Below are 16,117 nucleotides of genomic sequence, written 5' to 3' on the forward strand. Positions count from 1 at the left end.
CACCCTCCTTCCTTGCCGGATAATGCCTAACCTTGTTAGACAGGCCTCCTTTTGCCGGCACGATCATGACCGAACTGCTTCTTACGCTTATCAGCGCTGCCCTGATCAACAACCTCGTGTTGCACTGGCCGCTGGGCGTCGATCCGGTGCTGGGCAGCGAGCGGCCACAGGTCCACGCGCTGGGCGTCGCGACGACGTGTCTGATGCTGATCGTCGGCACGCTCGGCTATGGGCTCTATCACTGGCTACTGGTGCCGTTGGGGCTGACCTCGCTGCGTCTGTTCGTGTTCCTGCCACTGAGCGTTCTGCTGATCGGTCCGCTACTGAAGCTGCTTTCGGCATTGTTTGTGAAGCTGTCATTCGATGGCCTCTGGCCCCTGCTGCTGGGGAATGCCGGGGTGCTTGGGCTGACGTTGCTCAACGCTCAGAACGATAAGGGAATTTTCCACGCCATAGCTCTGAGCCTTGGCGCCGGGCTGGGTTTCTGGCTGGTGCTGAGTCTGTTCAGCGACTTGCGCCAGCGCACACTCGATAACGATATCCCCCTGCCCTTTCGTGGCCTGCCTATCGAATTGATCGGCGCCGGATTGATCGCGGTGGTTTTTCTCGGATTCAGCGGGCTGATCAAAACATGAGTCTGATTCAACGCATCGACGCCCTCTTGCCGCAGACCCAATGCGGCAAGTGTGGCCACCCCGGATGCAAACCCTACGCCGAAGGCATCGCCAGCGGCGAGCCGATCAACAAGTGCCCACCGGGCGGTAGCGAAACCATCGCGGCCCTGGCCGACCTGCTGAAAGTGCCGGTGCTGGAACTGGACGTCAGTCGCGGCTCGGCACCGGCGCAGATCGCTTACATCCGCGAAGCCGAGTGCATCGGCTGCACCAAATGCATTCAGGCCTGCCCGGTCGACGCCATTGTCGGCGCGGCGAAATTCATGCACACGGTCATCGTCGACGAATGCACCGGTTGCGACCTCTGCGTGGCACCCTGCCCGGTGGATTGCATCGAGATGCATCCATTACCGCTGGCCACGGTGCTGCCGATTGTCGGCGGGCTGGCGTTCAGCCAGGAGGAACAACAGGCTCGCGCCACCAAGCGCAATCGCGCGCGACGCCGTTTCGAACAGCGCAATGCCCGTTTGCGTCGCGAAGAGGAGCAGAAACTCGCCGAACGCCAGGCCCGTGCCCAACGCGCTGTGCAGCACAGCGAAGTGACACTCGACCCGGTTCAGGCCGCGCTTGAGCGTGTCCGCGCACAAAAGGCCGCCAATGCCGATGCGGCACTGAAAAAGGCCAAGGTCGATCTGGCGATGAGTCGGGCGCAGCTGAACAAATCGCTCAAGGCCTTCGGGCATCCGCCGACCTTCGAACAGCAATCGCAACTGATCGTGCTGCAACAGCAATTCGAAGCCGCCGAACAGGTATTGGCACAACTGGAAAGCAGTGCACCGCAAGTTTCTGCGCCGCCTGCTCTGGCGAAAGATGCCGAGCTGAAACGGGCGAAGATTCAGTTGGCCATGCGCCGTGCCGAACTCAAGAAAGCGCAAACAAGCGAAGCGCCGGCCGAACAGATTGCCGCACTGGAGCGCGCGCTCAGTGAAGCCGAGCGTCAGGTGGATGCCTATGTCACCCCTTGAATCGGTGGATGAACGCCTTCAACAGGCCATGAAGCTGGTATTGCTGGCCACCGTGCCGGGGATGCTGGTGTTGTTCTGGCTGTACGGCTGGGGGGTGTTGATCAATCTGATTCTGGCGGCAGCTACCGCACTCGCCGTTGAAGCGGTGGTGTTGCAGCTGCGCAAGCAACCCGTAAAACCGACGTTGAGCGATGGCAGCGCCCTTGTCAGTGCAACGCTGCTGGCACTGGCCTTGCCGCCTTATTGTCCGTGGTGGCTGACGGTCAGTGCTGCGGCCTTCGGACTGTTTTTCAGCAAGCATTTGTATGGCGGTGTCGGCAAGAATCCGTTCAACCCGGCGATGCTCGGTTTTGCGCTGGTTCTGGTGACGTTTCCCCAGCAAATGACCCACTGGCCATCCTCCCATGGCATGGATTTGCTCGGCGGGCTGCAACAGGTGTTCGGCTTCAGCTTCGCCCAGACACCCGATGCGTGGGCCCAGGCCACGGCGCTGGACAGTCTGCGAATCAACAAAAGCCTGACCATGGAAGAACTGTTCGCCGGCAATCCGGCATTCGGCCGTTTTGGCGGCCAAGGCGTGGAATGGGTCAACCTGGCGTTTCTGGCAGGCGGTGCGTTTCTGCTGCAACGGCGGGTGTTCAGTTGGCATGCACCGGTCGGCATGCTCGCCAGCCTGTTCATCATCAGCCTGTTGTGCTGGAACGGTACAGGCTCCGACTCTCATGGCTCGCCACTGTTTCATCTGCTCACCGGCGCGAGCATGCTGGGTGCCTTCTTCATCGTGACGGAGCCGGTATCCGGTGCAAAAAGCCCCACTGCCCGATTGCTGTTCGGCGCAGGTGTGGGATTGCTGACTTACCTGATTCGGACGTGGGGCGGGTATCCGGACGGCGTGGCCTTTGCGGTTTTGCTGATGAACCTCTGTGTGCCGGCGCTGGAGCGGTTTGCCGCGTCCAGGCAGGAACAGGTTGCCCCATGAACCGAGCGACGAGCGTTGTGATCCTGGTAGTGCTGGCTGGCCTGGGGATGGGCGCGACTTACCTCGTGCAGCACACCAGCGCCACGCGTATTGCGGCCGAACAACGCTTGATCGACAGCCGTCAGTTGCTGGATCTGCTAGCGCCCGGCAGCTACGACAATCAGCCACTGGAACAACCTCTCAGCCTCGAAAATACTCGCTTGGCCAACAGCACGCTGTTGGGTGGCTACCTGGCGTCCAAGGCCGGCCAACCGAGCGCCGTGTTGCTGCGCAGTCAGGCGCTGGGCTATGCAGGCGCCATTGACTTGCTGATCGCCATCGACACCCATGGCAAGTTGCTGGGGGTCAAAACCCTCAAGCAATCGGAAACCCCGGGACTGGGTGGCAAGCTCGCCGATTGGCCCAATGCCTGGCTTCAGGTGTTTACTGGCAAGTCTCTAACCGAACCCGGTGACAATGGTTGGGCCTTGAATAAGGACCAAGGGCAATTCGATCAGATCGCAGGCGCGACCATCACCTCAAGAGCAGTGATCAATGCCACCCATGACGCGTTGCGCTACTTCGATGAACACCGGCAACCGCTAATCGGGAGCAGCGCCCATGAATAAATCATCGACCCTGCAGAATTCGCTGATGCTAACGCCGTTGATCGGCGTCACTGATTCATTGGTCACGGCCCTGGGCCTGTGGCTGATGTTCGCCCTGGTGCTCAGTGCTTATGGGGTGAGCATGGGCGCCTTGCGCTCGCGACTGGTTCCCGCAACACACTTGCTGGCCAGCCTCTTGCTGGCTGCCACGCTGACCAGTTGCGCGGATCTCGCCACGCAAGCCTGGTCGCTCCAATGGCACCAGCATCTGGGTTTCTATGCAGGCTTGATCGCCTTGCAATGCGTCGTGCTGGAACACAACGGTTTTTTCCAGAACACATGGCGTGATCGCCTGCACCTGAGTGGCCTGTTCGGCGCCTTGATGGTGGGCTTGGGCCTGCTACGCGAGTTCATCGGCAACGGGACACTGGGCAGCCATCTGTCCTGGCTGGCCGGTGCTACGCAACCGGACTGGCAAGGCTGGTCCCTGATCGCCGACGGTGGCCTGCACTTGGCCACGTTGACCCCTGGCGGGTTTATTCTGTTGGGATTACTGATCGCCGCACGTCAAGCCTGGACCCGTCCGGCTGCCTCACATTGATCGCCTTCGAGGAAACGCATCGTCCATGAATGCCGCAAAACGTCTTGAAATTTTCCGCAGGTTTCACGAAGACAACCCTGAACCAAAGACCGAACTGGCCTATTCCTCGCCGTTCGAATTGCTGATCGCCGTGATTCTCTCGGCGCAATCGACCGATGTCGGTGTCAACAAGGCCACCGCCAAACTGTTCCCGGTGGCCAATACGCCGGCAGCCATTCACGCCTTGGGCATTGAAGGGCTGTCGGGGTACATCAAGACCATCGGCCTGTTCAACAGCAAAGCGAAAAACGTGATCGAAACCTGTCGCTTGCTGGTGGAGCGTCATGGAGGTGAAGTGCCGCAGACCCGCGAGGCGCTGGAAGCACTGCCCGGCGTCGGTCGCAAAACCGCCAACGTAGTGCTCAATACCGCCTTTCGTCAGCTGACCATGGCCGTGGATACTCACATTTTTCGGGTCAGCAACCGTACCGGCATTGCTCCGGGCAAGAATGTAGTCGAGGTGGAGCAGAAACTGATGAAATTCGTGCCGAAGGAATATCTGCTCGACGCTCATCACTGGCTGATTCTCCATGGCCGCTACGTTTGCCTGGCCCGCAAGCCCCGTTGTGGCAGTTGCCGGATCGAGGACTTGTGCGAATACAAGCAAAAGACCTCGGACGATTGAGGCGCTATTAGTTTTTTTGATAGATCGATTGAAAAAATCTTTTTTACCCGCCGGGAAATTGTCGATATAAGGAGCGCCAAAGGCAGCCTTAGCCTGGAGTTAACCTTATGAGCACTGGCAAAGAGCAATTGGACGTAGAAGACGACTTCACCCCCGTTGAGGCCGATGACGCAGAGCCGGTAGTGGAAGTGGCAAAGACCAACCTGAGCAAACGTCGCACCATCGACAATCTGCTGGAGGAGCGCCGACTGCAAAAGCAATTGGCCGATTACGATTTTGACCTATGACACCTAAAAGCCTCCCGAAACGGAGGCTTTTTACTAAGTGCCGATCCCCGATAAACGCCCGTTCATCGCGCCTCGTCAAACGCTGGCGTACTCATACCAGGCCATTGCGCTGAGCCAATTCTATGAGATCGACCAGTGAGCGAGCATTGAGCTTCAACAACAGGCGAGTCTTGTAAGTGCTGACGGTTTTATTACTGAGGAACATTCCATCGGCGATCTCCTTGTTTGTTTTTCCTAGTGCCAGTTGTTGCAGGACCATCATTTCCCGCCCGGACAAACGATCTACCATATCCGCTTCACTGGCATTCCCAAGACTGGAACGCACGGTATGCAGAGCCTGATTAGGGAAATAACTGTAACCTGACAACACGGCTTTTATCGCACTCAGCAACTCAGTGAGGTCCTGTTGTTTGCAAACATAGCCTGCAGCACCCGATTGCATGCAACGCATGGAAAAATGCCCTGGCGCCTGGGACGTCAATATCAGCACTTTAAGAGGCATCGCTGCCGATGTCAGGCGGGCGATAACTTCCAGACCATCCAGTTTCGGTATTCCAATATCCAGAATGACAATATCCGGCATAAGTTCACGAGCAAGTTGCAATGCATCCACGCCATTGTCCGTCTCTGCAACGACTTCGTAGCCATGACGCTCCATTAGCATACGTACCGCAAGACGAATGACGGGGTGATCATCCACGATCAGCACTTTATTCATGGGCAAGTCCAATTTTCGCTGTTCGAATTTTTAGAGCCCGCACCATAGCCTAGTCGTTTCACCCGTGGCATGCCGCCCCCCCCGGCCACTCGCACCGAGAGACATCACCTACAAACAACACGGATTATTCCTACAAAAAATCATTGCACACAATGAACCAGAGATTTTATCGGCCGAACACCGCTCAACATCTCGACAGTTTATTTGTATCAATTTACAACCAAAAAAACAAAAAAACAGGGTTCAATGAGAGCGATCCAACATACTTTTACTATTGAGCTACCCTTAAAAGTAACTGGTATTTTCCAGTGATGTCCATCATCTGGCCCAGGCGACTCAAAAAACTTACACACTGCAACACCTCAATGCAGAACAAACCCACACAACTTTAAAACAAATTAACAACCATACCCAAACCAAAAACAATGCAGCTACTATAACGATCTCAATCACATAGTAAAAAACGGTATTCAACGCTACTACAAAAAACTCACACACTCGCTATCATCCACCCAGGCACACCCCATAAACCAACAGAGAATAAAGATAATATCTCATGAGCAAAAAACATGATAAAACTCAAAAAAAGAATCACCAACCCCATGACAATCATTGCGATATTTGCAGTACTATCCGAAACATCGGCTGCTGTCTCTCTCCCCTTTCTCGACAATAAGGAGAGAGAGCTCTATGTCTGGTTTCTGATCAGCTTTCCATTTTATTTGCTTTTTCTTTTCTTCATCACACTCAACTTCAACTATCGATCGCTTTACGCACCCTCCGATTTCGAGAAGGGAAAGCATTTCATAAAAGCCATGGACAATGCTGATCACTCGGGAAACACCCCTTCCAGGGTCCCGCGTGAAAACCCAGCCCAACACCATGTGCACCTGCCTGCTCCTCTAAAGGATTTGCACATCGTTGATGCACGATGGATAAACAAAAAAATGGCGTTCAGCGCCTTGATGGAGAGTATCCAGCACCCTCCGGACAACGCTGCACAAGTGATTGTATTTCTTACGTGCGCCGATTCGGAGGTATTGCTGAAGGAAAACGCGCTCAAACACTGGAAACAAATAAAGAAACGCAACAACGCAGCGTTCTGTATTTCTTACAATTTGAGCTCACAGGGTGTGACGATTATGGGCTAGGTTTTGATCTGTCACACAGCAGAAGGCAGCCCTTGAAGTGAAATCAAAGACCAGAAGCAGAAGGAAGGGTTAGCAGAAACAGGAAAAAGCGAAGCGCAATATGCAGCAGCCTCTTTTCAGAGTTGTGGCCTTGTCATCGACAAGGCCACAATTCCATTACCGCCTCAAAGGTCTCAGAAAAGCTTCCGGCCTTTGTTCGCCGCGATACGCATGCGCAAGGCGTTGAGCTTGATGAAGCCCGCCGCATCGGCCTGGTTGTAGGCGCCGCCATCTTCCTCGAAGGTGGCAATATTGGCGTCGAACAACGACTCGTCGGACTTGCGGCCGGTGACGATCACGTTGCCCTTGTACAGCTTCAGGCGCACTACGCCGTTCACGTGAGCCTGGGAAGCGTCGATCATCTGTTGCAGCATCAGACGCTCAGGGCTCCACCAGTAACCGGTGTAGATCAGGCTGGCGTATTTAGGCATCAGCTCGTCTTTGAGGTGAGCCACTTCGCGGTCCAGGGTGATCGATTCGATCGCACGGTGGGCGCGCAGCATAATGGTGCCGCCAGGCGTCTCGTAGCAGCCACGGGACTTCATGCCGACGTAGCGGTTTTCAACGATGTCCAGACGGCCGATACCGTGTTCGCCACCGATACGGTTCAAGGTCGCCAGCACGGTGGCCGGGGTCATTTCGACGCCGTCCAGTGCCACGATGTCGCCGTTGCGATAGGTCAGTTCCAGGTACTGCGGTTTGTCAGGAGCGTTCTCCGGGGAGACGGTCCAGCGCCACATGTCTTCTTCGTGCTCGGTCCAGGTGTCTTCCAGCACGCCGCCTTCATAGGAGATGTGCAGCAGGTTGGCATCCATCGAGTACGGGGATTTTTTCTTGCCGTGACGCTCGATCGGGATGTTGTGCTTTTCAGCATAATCCATCAGCTTTTCACGGGAGAGCAGGTCCCATTCGCGCCACGGAGCGATCACTTTTACGCCTGGCTTCAAGGCGTAGGCACCCAGCTCGAAACGAACCTGATCGTTGCCTTTGCCGGTCGCGCCATGGGAAATGGCGTCAGCGCCGGTTTCGTTGGCGATTTCGATCAGGCGTTTGGCTATCAACGGACGAGCGATGGAAGTACCCAGCAGGTACTCGCCTTCGTAAACGGTGTTGGCGCGGAACATCGGGAACACGAAATCGCGCACGAATTCTTCGCGCAGATCGTCGATGTAGATTTCTTTTACGCCCATGGCCTGTGCCTTGGCGCGGGCCGGTTCGACCTCTTCGCCCTGACCCAGGTCAGCGGTGAAGGTTACTACTTCACAGTTATAAGTATCCTGCAGCCACTTGAGGATCACCGAAGTGTCCAGGCCGCCGGAATACGCCAGAACGACCTTGTTTACGTCCGCCATGCCATCACTCCACGGGGTTCTACGGAAAGCGGTCAAGTCTACCGCTGATGCCGGATAATTTACAGAGGCGCGACAGCTTATGACGACGAAGCGACAGATTATGTCGAGCGAGCGACGATTTCAGCAGGTTCAGGAGGTCGTTGCGCTGCTTGCGGCGGCAGTGGCCTGAGGTGCCGGCTTCTCGGTCGGCGCTACTCGTTCCAGGCGTACGGCGACCCGGCGGTTCTTCGCCCGGTTGGCGGTATTGTTGTTCGGTGCCAACGGATAGCGCTCACCGTGAAAACGCAGGGTGATCTGCGATTCCTGGATTCCATTTGCCTTGAAGAAGTCCATCACAGCCAGTGCCCGGCGTCGTGACAGTTCACGGTTGGTCAGGCGGTTGCCACTGTTGTCGGAATGGCCGTCGAGTTCAATGTGGTTGACCGTCGGATCGGCCTTCATGAACTCCAGCATGACTTGTAACTGGGCCTTGGCCCTGGCGTCGAGATCGATGCCCTCACCCGGAAATCCGACTTCGGATTGCTTCACCTGCTCGAAATTCTTCGGCAGCAACTTTGCCACGCAACCCTGATAGTCACTGTAGGCCTTGCTGAACTTGACGGGCAGCAGACGGACTTCAGATACCCGACCGTCGCCCGAGGAGTGTCGAACGACCGGACTGCGGCCATCCATCAAACCACTGATCAAGCGCCCGGCCTGAACTTGCGAGCTGTTGAACAGCACGTCGCCACTGCCGATTCTCACCGAACCCAGGTTGATGTCGCCACGCCCCGGCTGCCACGGCGCAGCAGCCGCCAGCAGGGTCGCGGACCCCCCTCCGATCATTGAGTTGTAGGCTTTCAGACGAAATGTCGCCTGCTCGCCGGCGCGACGCACGAACTCACCCGAACCGAAATCGGTGATCGGTTGAGTCAGGCGGCATTCGAACTTGTCACCTTCGACCGTCCACTCAATGCTCTCCAGACGAGTCTGGAAAGTGAGCGCCATCGCAGGAAGGCTGGCAAACACACTGAGCAAGGCTAAATAACGCTGGCGCACGGGAGGCTCCACTGGCTTCTACAACAAAAAAACCGACACACATGTTTAGGGCATACCTGTTGGATATCGGAAGCTTGCCGCAAAACTTGATAGCGAGTGCCTGGAAGAGTCTTTTCCGGTAGCATTCCCCTGAGTTTGACCCGCCTGGAATTCCCTCATGTCCGACCGCCTGACCCTGCTGCGTCCCGACGACTGGCATATTCATCTTCGCGATGGTGCTGTGTTGCCCAATACCGTCGCGGATGTCGCGCGCACCTTTGGTCGCGCCATCATCATGCCCAACCTGGTACCCCCGGTGCGCAACGCTGCTGAAGCCGATGGCTATCGCCAGCGAATTCTCGCCGCACGTCCGGCCGGCAGCCGTTTCGAACCGCTGATGGTTCTGTACCTGACCGATCGCACCCAGCCCGAAGAAATTCGTGAAGCCAAGGCCAGCGGTTTCGTTCACGCCGCCAAGTTGTATCCGGCCGGCGCGACCACCAACTCGGACTCTGGCGTCACCAGCATCGACAAGATTTTCCCTGCACTCGAGGCCATGGCCGAAGTCGGGATGCCCTTGCTGGTTCACGGTGAAGTCACCCGTGGCGATGTTGACGTTTTCGATCGCGAAAAAGCCTTCATCGATGAGCACATGCGTCGGGTGGTCGAACGTTTCCCGACCCTGAAAGTGGTGTTCGAACACATCACCACCGCGGATGCCGTGCAGTTCGTCAACGCGGCTTCGGCCAACGTTGGTGCGACCATCACCGCGCATCACCTGCTGTACAACCGCAACCACATGCTGGTGGGCGGGATTCGGCCACACTTCTACTGCCTGCCGATCCTCAAGCGTAATACCCACCAGGAAGCCCTGCTCGACGCCGCTACCAGTGGCAGCGACAAGTTCTTCCTCGGCACCGATTCGGCGCCCCATGCCCAGCACGCCAAAGAAGCGGCTTGCGGCTGTGCCGGTTGCTACACCGCTTATGCCGCGATCGAGATGTATGCCGAAGCCTTCGAACAGCGCAACGCGCTGGACAAGCTCGAAGCCTTCGCCAGTCTCAATGGCCCGCGTTTCTACGGCCTGCCGGCGAACACCGATCGCATCACCCTGGTCCGCGACGAGTGGACCGCCCCAACCAGCCTGCCATTTGGCGAGCTGACTGTAATCCCGCTGCGCGCCGGTGAAAAACTGCGCTGGCGCCTGCTGGAGGAACACGCGTGAGTGAAGACCATTTCGACGACGAACAGGACGGTAATGGCGGTGGAGGCGGTTCCCGTCATCCAATGGCTGCCAGGTTCCGGGGTTACCTGCCGGTAGTCGTCGACGTAGAAACCGGTGGCTTCAACTCGGCCACCGATGCCCTGCTGGAAATCGCCGCCACCGTGATCGGCATGGATGAAAAAGGCTTTGTGTACCCTGAGCACACCTATTTCTTCCGGGTCGAACCGTTCGAAGGCGCCAACATCGAAGCGGCAGCATTGGAATTTACCGGGATCAAGCTTGATCACCCGCTGCGCATGGCTGTGAGTGAAGAAGCGGCCCTGACCGATATCTTCCGCGGTGTGCGCAAGGCTCTGAAGGCCAATGGCTGCAAACGGGCGATTCTGGTCGGGCACAACAGCAGCTTCGACCTGGGCTTCCTCAACGCCGCTGTCGCGCGCCTGGACATGAAACGCAACCCGTTTCACCCGTTCTCCAGCTTCGATACGGCGACCCTCGCCGGTCTGGCTTACGGTCAAACCGTATTGGCCAAGGCCTGTCAGGCAGCGGACATCGACTTTGACGGACGCGAGGCCCACTCGGCCCGCTACGACACCGAGAAGACGGCTGATCTGTTCTGCGGCATCGTCAATCGATGGAAACAAATGGGCGGCTGGGAAGACTACAACGACTGATGCCTGTCGCTGGTTTATCCCGTTCATAAAAAAACCGGCCTTTCGAGAGGCCGGTTTTTTATTGCCTGACGCCTGCCTTACAGCGCAGCAGCGTTCTCGGTCAGGTAAGCCGCGACACCTTCGGTCGAAGCGGTCATGCCTTTGTCGCCTTTTTTCCAGTTGGCAGGGCAAACTTCGCCGTGCTCTTCGTGGAATTGCAGAGCGTCAACCAGACGGATCAGCTCTTCGATGTTACGACCCAGCGGCAGGTCGTTGATGATCTGCGAACGGACAACACCTTTGTCGTCGATCAGGAACGCGCCACGGAAAGCCACGCCGCCTTCGGATTCAACGTCGTAGGCCTTGGCGATTTCGTGCTTCATGTCGGCAGCCATGGTGTAACGAACTTCGCCGATACCACCATTGTTGACCGGGGTGTTGCGCCAGGCGTTGTGGGTGAAGTGCGAGTCGATCGACACCGCGACCACTTCCACGTTGCGAGCCTTGAAGTCAGCCATGCGGTTGTCCAGAGCGATCAGCTCGGACGGGCAAACGAAGGTGAAGTCCAGTGGGTAGAAGAACACCAGGCCGTATTTGCCTTTGATGGCCGACGACAGGGTGAAGCTGTCTACGATTTCGCCATTGCCGAGTACGGCCGGTACGGTGAAGTCAGGGGCTTGTTTGCCTACGAGTACGCTCATTGAATATCTCCTGATGTAATAGTGAAGAACAGGGTTAGTGCCAGCCTGCCACCCTCAGGCGACAGCCCTGTGACACGAACCCCCTTCGCAAAGGCCGACCATCATACACCGCGTTTTTGGCCTGTCCTTAACGGTTTTTTCTGGTGGTTGAAAAGACCGCTGCTATATTTTCCTCATGGACAGTCCAAGAGGAAGCCGTTCGTCAGTCATTCACCCTTATGACGAAAAGCTTTCAGAAACAACTTTGACAATCATTCTCGTTAACATTAAGATCCATCGCAATTGAGTCACAACCAGCGACGGTTCTCACTTATGTATGTCTGCCTCTGCACTGGCGTCACCGACGGTCAAATCCGCGAAGCAATCTATGAAGGTTGCTGCAGCTATCGGGAAGTACGTCAGGCCACCGGCGTTGCCAGCCAATGCGGCAAATGCGCCTGCCTTGCCAAGGAAGTGGTGCGCGAAACCCTGGGCAAACTGCAAACAGCCCAGGCAGCGATCCCCTACCCCGTAGAATTTACCGCCGCATAAGTACCGCATTTTAAAGAACCGGACTCGATGTCCGGTTTTTTTATGCCTGAAAATCAATCGCTTAGACGCCAGACGCGGAACACAAACATTCTTATTCCGATTAATTTTCATTTAAGTTTCAATAACTTAGGTTTGACACTCTTAATTACGCGGCTCAAACTCTGCCTTATATACAGCGACTACAGGGCAGGACCCCATCATGAAAGGCGACGTTACAGTCATCCAGCATCTCAACAAAATCCTTGCCAATGAGCTGGTCGCGATCAATCAATACTTTTTGCATGCGCGCATGTACGAAGATTGGGGCCTGAACAAGCTCGGCAAGCACGAGTACCACGAATCCATCGACGAGATGAAGCACGCTGACAAGCTGATCAAGCGCATCCTGTTCCTTGAAGGCCTGCCGAACGTCCAGGACCTGGGCAAGCTGCACATCGGCGAACACACCAAGGAAATGCTTGAGTGCGATTTGAAGATCGAGCGCGACGGCCATGCCGATCTGAAAGTCGCTATCGCTCATTGCGAAACTGTCGGCGACTTCGGTAGCCGTGAACTGCTCGAAGACATTCTTGAATCCGAAGAAGAACATATCGACTGGCTGGAAACCCAACTGGGCCTGATCGATAAAGTTGGTCTTGAGAACTATCTGCAATCGCAGATGGGCGAAGAGTAAATTCTACGCCGCTAATCGCGATGCAATAAAAAGCCCCGCTCTCTTTATAAAGAGGCGGGGCTTTTTTATGCGCTGTCTCGTCCTGAATATGGTTTACACCTATTCGGGACTAGACACGCTCTTGTAGGAGCGAGCGGGCGGCGATCCGACTTGCCCGCGAAGCTTTTAGCGCCAGTGATGACGCCTTCGCGGGCAAGCCTCGCTCCTACAACAGATACCGAATCAGGCTTCGGTCTTGTTCGCTGCGGCTTTTTCGACAGCGGCTTTGATCGTCGCTTGCAACGAACCGTCAGCAGACATTTCAGTCATGATGTCGCTACCGCCGACCAGTTCACCACCGACCCACAGTTGCGGGAAGGTTGGCCAGTTGGCGTACTTAGGCAGGTTGGCGCGGATTTCCGGGTTCTGCAGGATGTCCACATAGGCAAACTTTTCGCCACAGGCCATTACAGCCTGAGCGGCTTTCGCGGAGAACCCACACTGTGGGGCATTCGGCGAGCCTTTCATGTAAAGCAGAATGGTGTTGTTGGCAATCTGCTCTTTAATCGTTTCGATGATATCCATGGAGCACCTCGGCTGAACTTTCCGACTCAGTGGTCGGCACGGTGGCGCATTGTAACGGAAACCCGAGCGCCATGCTCGGCCTCCCCGACAGACATGTTCACGCCGCCACCACGGTCACCGGCACGCCGTTCAACGCCGCATTGCCTGACAACTCATCGAGCTGACATTCATCAGTCAGGTCATTGGCGCTGGAGCCTGGCTGGCCACTGGCGATCGTCATCTGCACGCCCGGTCGCGCATGGCCCCAACCGTGAGGCAGGCTGACCACACCTTTCATCATATCCAGGCTGGCAATCACTTCAACCTCGATCACGCCGACCCGTGAACTGACGCGCACCCGCTGCCCATCGCTGAGTCCGCGGCTGGCCAGGTCATCCGGGTGCATCAGCAGTTGATGGCGCGGCTTGCCCTTCACCAGACGGTGATAGTTGTGCATCCATGAGTTGTTGCTGCGCACATGGCGACGGCCGATCATCAGCAACTCATCGGCGGCCGGAGCTTGTAGCGCCGCGAAGCGCGCCAGGTCGGCGAGGATCACGGCAGGCGCCGCCTGGACTCGTTGATTGGCCGTCTTCAGGCGTGACATCAGGTTGGGTTTAAGCGCCCCGAGATCGACACCGTGAGGGTGATCGAACAAGGTCGCCAGTGATAGCTTGTGCTCTGAAGCGTCGCCATACAGACCCATCCGCAGCCCTCGGTCGATCATCTGCGCCGGCGCGATGGTCGGTTTCAGTTCTTTGCCGGTCTTCGCCGCAAAGGCTTTGGCCAGCCCCACGAAGATCTCCCAATCATGCAACGCGCCTTCCGGCCTGGCGAGGATCGCCCGATTGAAGCGGGTGACGTTACGCACCGCGAACATGTTGAAGGTGGTGTCGTAATGATCGTTTTCCAGCGCCGACGTCGACGGCAGGATCAAGTCGGCATAACGGGTGGTTTCATTGATGTACAGGTCGACGCTGACCATGAACTCCAACCCGTCCAGCGCCTGCTCCAGTTGTCGGCCATTGGGCGTGGACAGCACCGGATTTCCCGCCACGGTGATCAGTGCGCGGACCTGCCCTTCCCCTTCGGTGAGCATTTCTTCGGCCAGCGCCGACACCGGCAACTCGCCACCATATTCAGGACGCCCGGACACGCGGCTTTGCCACAGGTTGAAATGGCCGCCCGAAGTGGACGCCACCAGGTCCACCGCAGGCTCGGTGCATAACGCACCGCCGACACGATCAAGGTTGCCGGTCACCAGATTGATCAGTTGCACCAGCCAATGACACAAGGTGCCGAAGGCCTGGGTCGAGACACCCATCCGGCCGTAGCAGACCGCTGTCGGCGCCGCCGCAAAATCCCGGGCCAGTTGGCGGATCTGTTCGGCGGGTACTGCGCACAACGGGCTCATGGCTTCGGCAGTGAAGGTTACGATTGCCTGACGCACGTCATCCAGACCGTCCACTGGCAAATCACTGTCGCAGGTCAGGCCTTCGGCAAACAACGTATTGAGCAACCCGAATAACAGCGCCGCATCGCCACCGGGGCGCACGAACAGATGCTGATCGGCAATCGCTGCCGTTTCGCTGCGACGAGGATCGACCACCACTACTTTACCGCCCCGGGCCTGAATCGCCTTGAGACGCTTCTCTACATCCGGCACGGTCATGATGCTGCCGTTGGAGGCCAGCGGATTGCCACCCAGTATCAGCATGAAATCGGTGTGATCGATGTCCGGGATCGGCAACAGCAAGCCGTGGCCGTACATCAAATGACTGGTCAGGTGATGGGGTAATTGATCGACCGATGTCGCGGAAAACCGGTTACGGGTTTTCAGCAGGCCTAGAAAGTAATTGCTGTGGGTCATCAACCCGTAATTGTGCACGCTGGGGTTGCCCTGATAAACCGCCACCGCGTTCTGCCCATGTCGTTCCTGAATCGCCGCCAGACGTTCGGCTACAAGGCCAAAGGCATCTTCCCACTCGATAGGCTGCCATTCGCTGCCCACTCGCAGCATCGGCTGACGCAGGCGATCCGGGTCGTTCTGAATGTCTTGCAGCGCAACCGCTTTGGGGCAGATATGCCCGCGGCTGAAGGTGTCCTGAGGGTCACCCTTGATCGAGGTAATCTGTACGCCGCTGCCTTCGACCTCAGTGGTTTCGATGGTCAGGCCGCAGATGGCTTCACACAGGTGGCACGCACGGTGATGGAGAGTCTTGGTCATGGCCAGTCTCTGTTTTGTTCTGGGCGGGCAATGTCGGCCGCGGGAACAAAACTATGGCGCGTGACTCCCCCCTTTGCCAGCGACGTTCGTCTTGTGAATCGGTGACTATCAGGCCAGCCGATGGCAGCAAGGGGATCAGTTCGGTGGCAGACTCGGCGGCGCCTGCAGCTGGATTTCCTGGATGGTTTCGATCTGTTCGTGGGCGACATGCACACCGGTGAGCTCGCCGATCAGCCGCCAATGCTCGTCGAGCCCGGCGCTGATGATGGCCATGTGGTCGATCATGCGTCGGCCGGCCACCTTGGTGACTTCGTCCTCGCTGCGCAACAGCTCGAAGGACATCGAGGTCATGGAAGCGGTCAGGTGGGTCAGAGAGCGTGCCGTAAGGCCAAGTAGCTCCATTAACAGTTGTTCTTTCGATTCCATTCCAAGGGTTTCCTGCTTCGCTCGTTTGGGCCTGTCGCCCTCTATTCCTGTGTCCGGCGCAGGCTCAGGAAATAATAGATGACAGGCCCTAGTTATAACCCAGC

Annotated in this window: 19 protein-coding genes; 12 read left to right on the forward strand and 7 right to left on the reverse strand. The window is 57.0% G+C overall.

Going from position 1 to position 16,117, the window contains the following annotated elements:
* The first annotated feature begins 65 nt into the window (after positions 1 to 65).
* The 7 genes from ACA044_RS24245 to ACA044_RS24275 all read left to right on the forward strand — a co-directional run bounded on the left by ACA044_RS24245 (position 66) and on the right by ACA044_RS24275 (position 4,757).
* A complete protein-coding gene (locus ACA044_RS24245) occupies positions 66 to 635 on the forward strand; it encodes an Rnf-Nqr domain containing protein (RefSeq protein WP_497443619.1) in 570 nt (189 codons plus the stop codon).
* Positions 632 to 1,639 (forward strand): electron transport complex subunit RsxB, encoded by a 1,008-nt coding sequence (rsxB, locus tag ACA044_RS24250; RefSeq protein WP_497443620.1) that lies wholly within the window; start codon positions 632 to 634, stop codon positions 1,637 to 1,639. The genes ACA044_RS24245 and rsxB overlap by 4 nt, the downstream gene beginning before the upstream one ends.
* A complete protein-coding gene (locus ACA044_RS24255) occupies positions 1,626 to 2,618 on the forward strand; it encodes an RnfABCDGE type electron transport complex subunit D (protein ID WP_497443621.1) in 993 nt (330 codons plus the stop codon). Before rsxB ends, ACA044_RS24255 begins: the two co-directional genes overlap by 14 nt.
* Entirely contained in the window at positions 2,615 to 3,226 is a 612-nt protein-coding gene (locus ACA044_RS24260) for an RnfABCDGE type electron transport complex subunit G (RefSeq protein WP_497443622.1), read from the forward strand. Before ACA044_RS24255 ends, ACA044_RS24260 begins: the two co-directional genes overlap by 4 nt.
* The gene (locus tag ACA044_RS24265) at positions 3,219 to 3,806 is read left to right on the forward strand and encodes an Rnf-Nqr domain containing protein (RefSeq protein WP_497443623.1); all 588 of its coding nucleotides are present in this window, start codon (positions 3,219 to 3,221) and stop codon (positions 3,804 to 3,806) included. Before ACA044_RS24260 ends, ACA044_RS24265 begins: the two co-directional genes overlap by 8 nt.
* Before the next feature lie 25 nt (positions 3,807 to 3,831).
* A complete protein-coding gene (gene nth, locus ACA044_RS24270; protein ID WP_497443624.1) occupies positions 3,832 to 4,470 on the forward strand; it encodes an endonuclease III in 639 nt (212 codons plus the stop codon).
* 107 nt (positions 4,471 to 4,577) lie between these two features.
* Complete coding sequence (locus ACA044_RS24275) at positions 4,578 to 4,757, forward strand: PA3496 family putative envelope integrity protein (protein ID WP_007898493.1); 180 nt, start codon at positions 4,578 to 4,580, stop codon at positions 4,755 to 4,757.
* Positions 4,758 to 4,848: 91 nt separating this feature from the next.
* Here the strand turns inward: ACA044_RS24275 and ACA044_RS24280 are convergent, their stop codons facing one another.
* Positions 4,849 to 5,475, reverse strand: coding sequence for a response regulator (locus ACA044_RS24280; protein WP_497443625.1), 627 nt, complete (start codon positions 5,473 to 5,475; stop codon positions 4,849 to 4,851).
* 569 nt (positions 5,476 to 6,044) lie between these two features.
* On the opposite strand from ACA044_RS24280, the gene ACA044_RS24285 reads away from it, so the two are divergent.
* On the forward strand, positions 6,045 to 6,626 hold the full coding sequence (locus tag ACA044_RS24285; RefSeq protein WP_497443626.1) for a hypothetical protein: 582 nt from the start codon (positions 6,045 to 6,047) through the stop codon (positions 6,624 to 6,626).
* 173 nt (positions 6,627 to 6,799) lie between these two features.
* Here ACA044_RS24285 and ACA044_RS24290 read toward each other — a convergent pair whose 3' ends face one another.
* Positions 6,800 to 8,017: an argininosuccinate synthase gene (locus tag ACA044_RS24290; protein WP_123358038.1), complete on the reverse strand. Its 1,218-nt coding sequence runs from the start codon at positions 8,015 to 8,017 to the stop codon at positions 6,800 to 6,802.
* 129 nt (positions 8,018 to 8,146) lie between these two features.
* Positions 8,147 to 9,055: a flagellar protein MotY gene (locus ACA044_RS24295; RefSeq protein ID WP_497443627.1), complete on the reverse strand. Its 909-nt coding sequence runs from the start codon at positions 9,053 to 9,055 to the stop codon at positions 8,147 to 8,149.
* Between the two features lie 157 nt (positions 9,056 to 9,212).
* On the opposite strand from ACA044_RS24295, the gene pyrC reads away from it, so the two are divergent.
* Together pyrC and rnt are read left to right on the forward strand one after the other, a co-directional pair.
* Positions 9,213 to 10,259: a dihydroorotase gene (gene pyrC / locus ACA044_RS24300; RefSeq protein WP_497443628.1), complete on the forward strand. Its 1,047-nt coding sequence runs from the start codon at positions 9,213 to 9,215 to the stop codon at positions 10,257 to 10,259.
* Positions 10,256 to 10,933 (forward strand): ribonuclease T, encoded by a 678-nt coding sequence (gene rnt, locus ACA044_RS24305; RefSeq protein ID WP_007898509.1) that lies wholly within the window; start codon positions 10,256 to 10,258, stop codon positions 10,931 to 10,933. The genes pyrC and rnt overlap by 4 nt, the downstream gene beginning before the upstream one ends.
* Before the next feature lie 77 nt (positions 10,934 to 11,010).
* On the opposite strand, the gene ACA044_RS24310 is transcribed toward rnt, so the two are convergent.
* Positions 11,011 to 11,613, reverse strand: coding sequence for a peroxiredoxin (locus ACA044_RS24310; protein ID WP_497443629.1), 603 nt, complete (start codon positions 11,611 to 11,613; stop codon positions 11,011 to 11,013).
* Positions 11,614 to 11,925: 312 nt separating this feature from the next.
* Here ACA044_RS24310 and ACA044_RS24315 point away from each other — a divergent pair, with 312 nt between their 5' ends.
* Both ACA044_RS24315 and bfr read left to right on the forward strand, forming a co-directional pair.
* Complete coding sequence (locus ACA044_RS24315; RefSeq protein ID WP_497443630.1) at positions 11,926 to 12,144, forward strand: bacterioferritin-associated ferredoxin; 219 nt, start codon at positions 11,926 to 11,928, stop codon at positions 12,142 to 12,144.
* A 199-nt stretch (positions 12,145 to 12,343) separates the two neighbouring features.
* Complete coding sequence (gene bfr, locus ACA044_RS24320) at positions 12,344 to 12,817, forward strand: bacterioferritin (protein ID WP_007898512.1); 474 nt, start codon at positions 12,344 to 12,346, stop codon at positions 12,815 to 12,817.
* 222 nt (positions 12,818 to 13,039) lie between these two features.
* Here bfr and grxD read toward each other — a convergent pair whose 3' ends face one another.
* From grxD to plzR, 3 genes are all read right to left on the reverse strand, one after another.
* Complete coding sequence (grxD, locus tag ACA044_RS24325; RefSeq protein ID WP_497443631.1) at positions 13,040 to 13,381, reverse strand: Grx4 family monothiol glutaredoxin; 342 nt, start codon at positions 13,379 to 13,381, stop codon at positions 13,040 to 13,042.
* Positions 13,382 to 13,478: 97 nt separating this feature from the next.
* Positions 13,479 to 15,587 carry a molybdopterin oxidoreductase family protein gene (locus tag ACA044_RS24330; protein ID WP_497443632.1) on the reverse strand — a complete coding sequence of 703 codons (2,109 nt, stop codon included), beginning with the start codon at positions 15,585 to 15,587 and terminating at the stop codon, positions 13,479 to 13,481.
* A gap of 135 nt (positions 15,588 to 15,722) precedes the next feature.
* A complete protein-coding gene (gene plzR / locus ACA044_RS24335) occupies positions 15,723 to 16,013 on the reverse strand; it encodes a PlzR type 4 pili assembly inhibitor (RefSeq protein ID WP_497443633.1) in 291 nt (96 codons plus the stop codon).
* Between the last annotated feature and the right edge of the window lie 104 nt (positions 16,014 to 16,117).

The organism is Pseudomonas sp. LBUM1673 (genome assembly GCF_059695645.1).

Coding starts and splice junctions, on each gene's coding strand:
- ACA044_RS24260 (WP_497443622.1), top strand. CDS start 2,615: ATGAACCGAGCGACGAGCGTTGTGATCCTGGTAGTGCTGGCTGGCCTG.
- ACA044_RS24310 (WP_497443629.1), bottom strand. CDS start 11,613: ATGAGCGTACTCGTAGGCAAACAAGCCCCTGACTTCACCGTACCGGCC.
- bfr (WP_007898512.1), top strand. CDS start 12,344: ATGAAAGGCGACGTTACAGTCATCCAGCATCTCAACAAAATCCTTGCC.
- ACA044_RS24265 (WP_497443623.1), top strand. CDS start 3,219: ATGAATAAATCATCGACCCTGCAGAATTCGCTGATGCTAACGCCGTTG.
- ACA044_RS24255 (WP_497443621.1), top strand. CDS start 1,626: ATGTCACCCCTTGAATCGGTGGATGAACGCCTTCAACAGGCCATGAAG.
- grxD (WP_497443631.1), bottom strand. CDS start 13,381: ATGGATATCATCGAAACGATTAAAGAGCAGATTGCCAACAACACCATT.
- ACA044_RS24285 (WP_497443626.1), top strand. CDS start 6,045: ATGATAAAACTCAAAAAAAGAATCACCAACCCCATGACAATCATTGCG.
- plzR (WP_497443633.1), bottom strand. CDS start 16,013: ATGGAATCGAAAGAACAACTGTTAATGGAGCTACTTGGCCTTACGGCA.
- ACA044_RS24290 (WP_123358038.1), bottom strand. CDS start 8,017: ATGGCGGACGTAAACAAGGTCGTTCTGGCGTATTCCGGCGGCCTGGAC.
- ACA044_RS24330 (WP_497443632.1), bottom strand. CDS start 15,587: ATGACCAAGACTCTCCATCACCGTGCGTGCCACCTGTGTGAAGCCATC.
- ACA044_RS24315 (WP_497443630.1), top strand. CDS start 11,926: ATGTATGTCTGCCTCTGCACTGGCGTCACCGACGGTCAAATCCGCGAA.
- ACA044_RS24245 (WP_497443619.1), top strand. CDS start 66: ATGACCGAACTGCTTCTTACGCTTATCAGCGCTGCCCTGATCAACAAC.
- pyrC (WP_497443628.1), top strand. CDS start 9,213: ATGTCCGACCGCCTGACCCTGCTGCGTCCCGACGACTGGCATATTCAT.
- ACA044_RS24275 (WP_007898493.1), top strand. CDS start 4,578: ATGAGCACTGGCAAAGAGCAATTGGACGTAGAAGACGACTTCACCCCC.
- ACA044_RS24280 (WP_497443625.1), bottom strand. CDS start 5,475: ATGAATAAAGTGCTGATCGTGGATGATCACCCCGTCATTCGTCTTGCG.
- rsxB (WP_497443620.1), top strand. CDS start 632: ATGAGTCTGATTCAACGCATCGACGCCCTCTTGCCGCAGACCCAATGC.
- nth (WP_497443624.1), top strand. CDS start 3,832: ATGAATGCCGCAAAACGTCTTGAAATTTTCCGCAGGTTTCACGAAGAC.